The 5,001-nt window shown below is 71.4% G+C and carries 5 protein-coding genes; 1 reads left to right on the top strand and 4 read right to left on the bottom strand.

Translation table 11 applies throughout. The features are described 5' to 3' along the window. Window positions 1-17 precede the first annotated feature (17 nt). Window positions 18-908, top strand: coding sequence for a 4-hydroxybenzoate octaprenyltransferase (gene ubiA / locus QZ994_RS18605; protein WP_367172347.1), 891 nt, complete (start codon window positions 18-20; stop codon window positions 906-908). A gap of 30 nt (window positions 909-938) precedes the next feature. Here the strand turns inward: ubiA and proC are convergent, their stop codons facing one another. From proC to QZ994_RS18585, 4 genes are all read right to left on the bottom strand, one after another. After that, window positions 939-1,775, bottom strand: coding sequence for a pyrroline-5-carboxylate reductase (gene proC, locus QZ994_RS18600; protein ID WP_290877183.1), 837 nt, complete (start codon window positions 1,773-1,775; stop codon window positions 939-941). 7 nt (window positions 1,776-1,782) lie between these two features. Then, on the bottom strand, window positions 1,783-3,693 hold the full coding sequence (locus QZ994_RS18595) for a hybrid sensor histidine kinase/response regulator (RefSeq protein ID WP_290877180.1): 1,911 nt from the start codon (window positions 3,691-3,693) through the stop codon (window positions 1,783-1,785). An 11-nt stretch (window positions 3,694-3,704) separates the two neighbouring features. Next, the gene (locus QZ994_RS18590; RefSeq protein WP_290877177.1) at window positions 3,705-4,523 is read right to left on the bottom strand and encodes a response regulator transcription factor; all 819 of its coding nucleotides are present in this window, start codon (window positions 4,521-4,523) and stop codon (window positions 3,705-3,707) included. 37 nt (window positions 4,524-4,560) lie between these two features. Further along, window positions 4,561-5,001, bottom strand: a 441-nt coding sequence (locus QZ994_RS18585; protein ID WP_290877174.1) for an alanine racemase, incomplete at its 5' end; no start/stop codon positions are given.

The raw sequence follows: 5,001 nt of genomic DNA, 5'->3' as shown, positions 1-5,001 counted from the left end.
CCTCTCCCCCGCCCGGTTTGCCCGCTTCACCCGAGCCCTCGGGCGGTGGCTGGCGCGCCCGCGGGGCCCTCTACCTTGACCTGATCCGCTGGAACCGCCCACAGGGCTGGTTGCTGCCGCTGTGGCCCACGTTGACCGCGATGTGGCTGGCGGCCAAGGGCTTCCCGGGCTGGCCTCTGCTGCTGATCTTCACGGCGGGCACCTTCCTCATGCGCAGCGCCGGTTGCGTCGTCAACGACGTGGCCGACCGCGATTTCGACCGCCACGTGCAGCGCACCGCGCAACGCCCGCTCACCAGCGGCCGCATGGGCGTGAAAGAGGCGCTGGCCGTGGGCGGCGTGCTGACCCTGGCGGCTTTCTGCCTGGTGCTGCTGACCAACGGCCTGACCATCGCCCTGTCGTTTGGCGCGCTGGCCGTGTCGGTGATCTATCCCTTCACCAAGCGCTTCTTCTCGATGCCGCAGGCGGTGCTGGGCGTGGCCTTCAGCTTCGGCCTGCCCATGGCCTATGCGGCCGTGCGCAACGAGGTGCCGGCCGAGGCCTGGTGGCTGGTGCTGGGCAACCTGGCCTGGGTGCTGGCCTACGACACCGAGTACGCCATGGTCGACCGCAACGACGACCTCAAGATCGGCATCCGCACCTCGGCCATCACCCTGGGCCGCTTCGACGTGGTCGGCGTGATGGGCTTTTACGCCCTGTGCCTGGCCTGCTGGGGGGGCGTGGGCCGGCACCTGGGCCTGGGCGCCTTCTACAACGCGGGCCTGGCCCTGGCCGGGGCCCAGGCCCTGTGGCACGGCTGGCTGATCCACCGCCGCGAGCGCGACGACTGCTTCAAGGCCTTCCGCCTCAACCACTGGCTGGGCATGACGGTCTGGGCCGGGGCCGTGCTCGACTTCGCCCTGCGCTGAGCGGGGGCGCCCCCGCAGGGCCGGTGTGGCTCAGCGCCCGAATTCGTCCCCGAGCTCGCCGGCGCGCTGCTCGGCCGCGCGCATGGCCGCCACGAAGGCCGCCTTGACGCCCGCCGCTTCCATGCTGCTCAGCGCGGCGTAAGTGGTGCCGCCCTTCGAGGTCACCTTCTCGCGCAGCACCGCTGGCGTGTCGGGCGACTGCGCGGCCAGGGCGGTGGCGCCGCCAAAGGTGGCCACGGCCAGCTGCTTGCCCTGCTCTGCGCTCAGGCCCATGTCCTGCGCGGCCTGCATCATCGATTCGATGAAATAAAACACATAGGCCGGGCCCGAGCCCGAGATCGCCGTCACGGCGTCAAGCTGCACCTCGGCGTCCAGCCACAGCCACTGGCCCGTGGGTTCGACCATGGCCTGCACGGCGGCACGTTCTTCGGCGTTCACCTCGGGGCGTGCATACAGGCCGGTCATGCCCTGGCCCACCAGGGCGGGCGTGTTGGGCATGGCGCGCACCACGCGGGGCGTGCCGATCAGGCGGGCGATGTCCTCGCTGCGCAGGCCGGCCATCACGCTGTAGTGCAGGGCCTGGGCGGTCAGCGGCGCGTAGGCCGAGGCCGCGTCCTTGAACTGCTGGGGCTTGACGGCCCACACCACGGTGCGGGCGCTGCGCAGGGCCTCGGTCGGGCCTTCGGCGGTGACCACGCCCAGGGTGTCGCTCAGGCGTTCGCGCTGGCTGGGCACCGGGTCGATGACCAGGATGCTGGCGGCCGCGCGGCCCTGGCGCAGCAGGCCGCCAATGATGGCCGTGGCCATGTTGCCGCCGCCGATGAAGGCGATGTCGATGGAGGTGGAGGAGGTGTCGGTCGTGCTCATGCCCGAATCATGCCGCATCCACCAGCCCGTCTCCGTCGCGGTGGGGCGCATCCAAGGTGTCTCCAGGGGGCTCGGCATCGGGCAGGGTTGCTTCCAGCAGGCGGACCAGGCGGTCGGCCTGCAGCGGCTTGTGCAGCAGGTGCACGCCCGCGGTCTGCGCAGCCTGGGCCAGGCCCGGCGTGGCCTCCCCCGTGAGCAGGAAGGCCGGCAGCCCTTCGCCGAACTCGTAGCGCAGTTGCTGCAGCGCCTCCAGGCCGTTGATGGACAGGCCCAGCCGGTGGTCGCTGATCGCGGCCACCGGCATCTCGCCCTCGGGCATCCGGCCCTGCTCCTGCAAGGCCAGCATCGCGGCCGCGGCCCCATCGGGGGTGGCGGCCGCGGCGCTCAGCCAGCCGTGCTGCCGCAGCAGCAGCGCGGTGCTGTCGCGCACCACGGGGTCGTCTTCGATCAACAGCACCACGCCGCGCTCGGCGCCGCTGGGAAGGGGGCGAGCGGGCATCGGTGCGGAGCGCAGGGCGGAAGGCGCCGTGTGCCGCGGTGCCGGTGGCTGCACCGAGGCCGGCACCAGCCTGGGCAGGCGCACGCTGAAGCAGGAGCCTCGCCCAGCGCGCGAGCGCAAGGTCACCGGCGTGGGGCCCAGCATGCTCAAGCGGCGCACCACGGCCAGGCCCAGGCCCAGGCCTTCGCTGCTGTGGCGGCCGTCGTTGTGGCCCTGGAAGTAGTCTTCGAAGATGCGGTGGCGCAGAGGACGGGGCACGCCCACGCCCGTGTCCCAGACCTGGCATACCACCCAGGGCCCACGCGCCCGGGCCCGCAGGCGCACCTCGCCGGCCTCGGTGTAGCGCACGGCGTTGTTGAGCAGGTTGCGCAGGATGCGCTCCAGCACATGCAGGTCGGTCTGCACCCAGGCCGAGGTGGGCACCAGGCGCCAGCGCAGGCCCTTGTGGGCGCACAGTACGCCGAACTCGGCGTCCAGCCGGTGCCACAGCGGGGCCAGCTCGCAGGCCTGGGCGCGGTAGTCGATCCGCTGGGCGTCGATCCGGGCCAGGTCGAACATCTTTTCGAACATGGTGCTCAGCGAGCCCAGGGCCGTCTGGATCTGCCCCAGCAGGGGAGCCCCCTGGCTGGGTTCGACATGGGGGCGCAGCGCGCTGCTCAGCAGCATCATCACGTGCAGCGGTTGGCGCAGGTCGTGGCTGGCCGAGGCGAAGAACTCGCCCTTTTGCCGGTCGGCGATCTCGGCCCGGGCCTTGGCCTGGGTCACCTTGTCGATCTCGTCGCGCAGCTTGAGCACCAGGTCGGCGTTCTCGTTGCGCAGCAGCATGCCCTCGCGCAGGCGGCGGCTGATGCGCCGCGCCACCAGGAGGCAGGTTGCCAGCGATACCACCATCACCACCGCCAGGTAGGTGCCGCTGGAGGTCTGCTCCACCAGCAGGCGCACCGCGGCCATGGCCAGCAGTGGGGCCGCCCCCGTGAAGGCCACGGCCCAGTCGTGCACCGTCACCAGCATGATGGTGTAGCTGTAGACCAGGGCGCCGGCCACCAGGGCCAGCTTCCAGTCGGGGCCGGCCACGCCCAGCAGCGCCAGCGAGATCAGCCCCCACAGCGAGCCCTGGGCGGCGTGCCACCACAGCAGCCGCCAGCGCCAGCGCCCATAGGCCGATGCGGGGATGCCAAAGCGGCGAAACTGTCCCTGCATGAGGGCCACCAGGGTCCACACCGATAGCAGTCCCAGGGCGGGCGTGAGCCAGTGCCACAGCGGGGCGGGCCAGTCGCGGATCATCCAGACCAGCGCCGCCAGGGCCACCAGCTGCCCGGGGATCGCACCGGGTGCGGTGCGCCAGGTGTCCTGCAGCATCTGCAGGTCCACCCGGGCCGACATGGACTGGGGGCTGGCGAAGGTGTCGGGGCCCGGCATGCCTGAGTGGCTCAGGCCCGTTGTTCGCGGGAGGGCGGAGGCGATGCCGGCTCCGTGGGCTCGGCACAGACCCGGCCCTCCGATGCCATCATGGTGGGGGGCAGGGCATAGGCCAGGGGGCTGACGTGCGCGGTGGCCGTGCTGGCCGTCATGGCCGTGTTGGGCGCGTCCGCCTGCGGGCTGCGCGAGCACAGCAGCACGAGCTGGGTGCGGCTGTGCACGCCGTAGGCCCGGAAGATGGCGCTCACGTGCAGCTTGACGGTTTCGGCGCTGATGCCCAGGGCCGTGGCGATGGCGTGGTTGGTGCACCCTTTGAGGATCCACTGCAACACGTCCTTCTGGCGCGGCGTCAGGCGGATCACGCGCTGGGCGGTGTCCTCGTCGGGCGTGGGGAAGTCCACCTCGCTGGGCGACAGCAACTCGGAGGGGAAGTGCAGCCGCCCCTCCACCAGGGCCTTGAGCGCGCTCATGAAGCCTTCGATCTCGGCCAGCTTGGGGATGAAGCACGAGGCCCCGTGGTGGATGCACTCCAGGGCCACCTGCACATCGCTCTGCCCGGTGATGATGCCGATGCGCTGGGTGGGCGCGGCCTGGCGCACCGCCTGCAGCGTGGCCGTGCCGCGGCTGTCGGGCAGGCCCAGGTCGAGCAGCACCACATCGATCGGGTCGTCGCTGGCCGCGGCCAGGGCGGCCAGCGTGGCCTGCAGGGAGTTGGCCTGCGAGAAGCGCGCACCGGGCGCCAGGCTGCGGATGGCCTGCATCATCCCTTCGCGGATCAGGCTGTGGTCATCCACCAGCAGGTAATGGGGGGCTTCTTGCGAGACGTCCATGGCGTTTCTTTCACAGGAACGCCATGTTACCGGCGTGTCAACGGTGCCCGAATAGGGCCGTGCCCACCCTCACCAGGGTAGACCCTTGGGCAATGGCCGCTTCCAGGTCCGAACTCATGCCCATGGACAGCACATCCACGGGAATCCCCTCGGCCCGCACCCCCTCAAACACGGTGCGCACCTTGGCCAGTTCGGCCTCCTGCACAGCCGGGTCGGGGCTGGGGGCGGGCAGGGCCATCACGCCACGCAGGCGCAGGCTCAGCGCCTGGCTGAGCAGCGAGGCCAGGGCGGCCTCGGCCTGGGGCCGGGCCACCACGTCTTTCACCAGCGCCCACAGCGTGAGCACGCCGCGCTCGGTCTCGACCAGGGTCAAGGGGGCCGCCTCGGCCCAGTCGCCGCCACCCTGAAGGGCATCGGCCAAGCCTTGCTGGGTGAGCAGAATGGCCGTGGCGCGGATGGAGCCATCGTCCACCGTGGC

This window comes from Aquabacterium sp. (assembly GCF_021768455.1).
Classification (GTDB): domain Bacteria; phylum Pseudomonadota; class Gammaproteobacteria; order Burkholderiales; family Burkholderiaceae_C; genus Aquabacterium.
The sequence above is the reverse complement of the archived record's forward strand: the minus strand, read 5'-3'. Positions and strand labels throughout refer to the sequence as shown.

Coding starts and splice junctions, on each gene's coding strand:
- QZ994_RS18595 (WP_290877180.1), bottom strand. CDS start 3,693: ATGCCGGGCCCCGACACCTTCGCCAGCCCCCAGTCCATGTCGGCCCGG.
- proC (WP_290877183.1), bottom strand. CDS start 1,775: ATGAGCACGACCGACACCTCCTCCACCTCCATCGACATCGCCTTCATC.
- QZ994_RS18590 (WP_290877177.1), bottom strand. CDS start 4,523: ATGGACGTCTCGCAAGAAGCCCCCCATTACCTGCTGGTGGATGACCAC.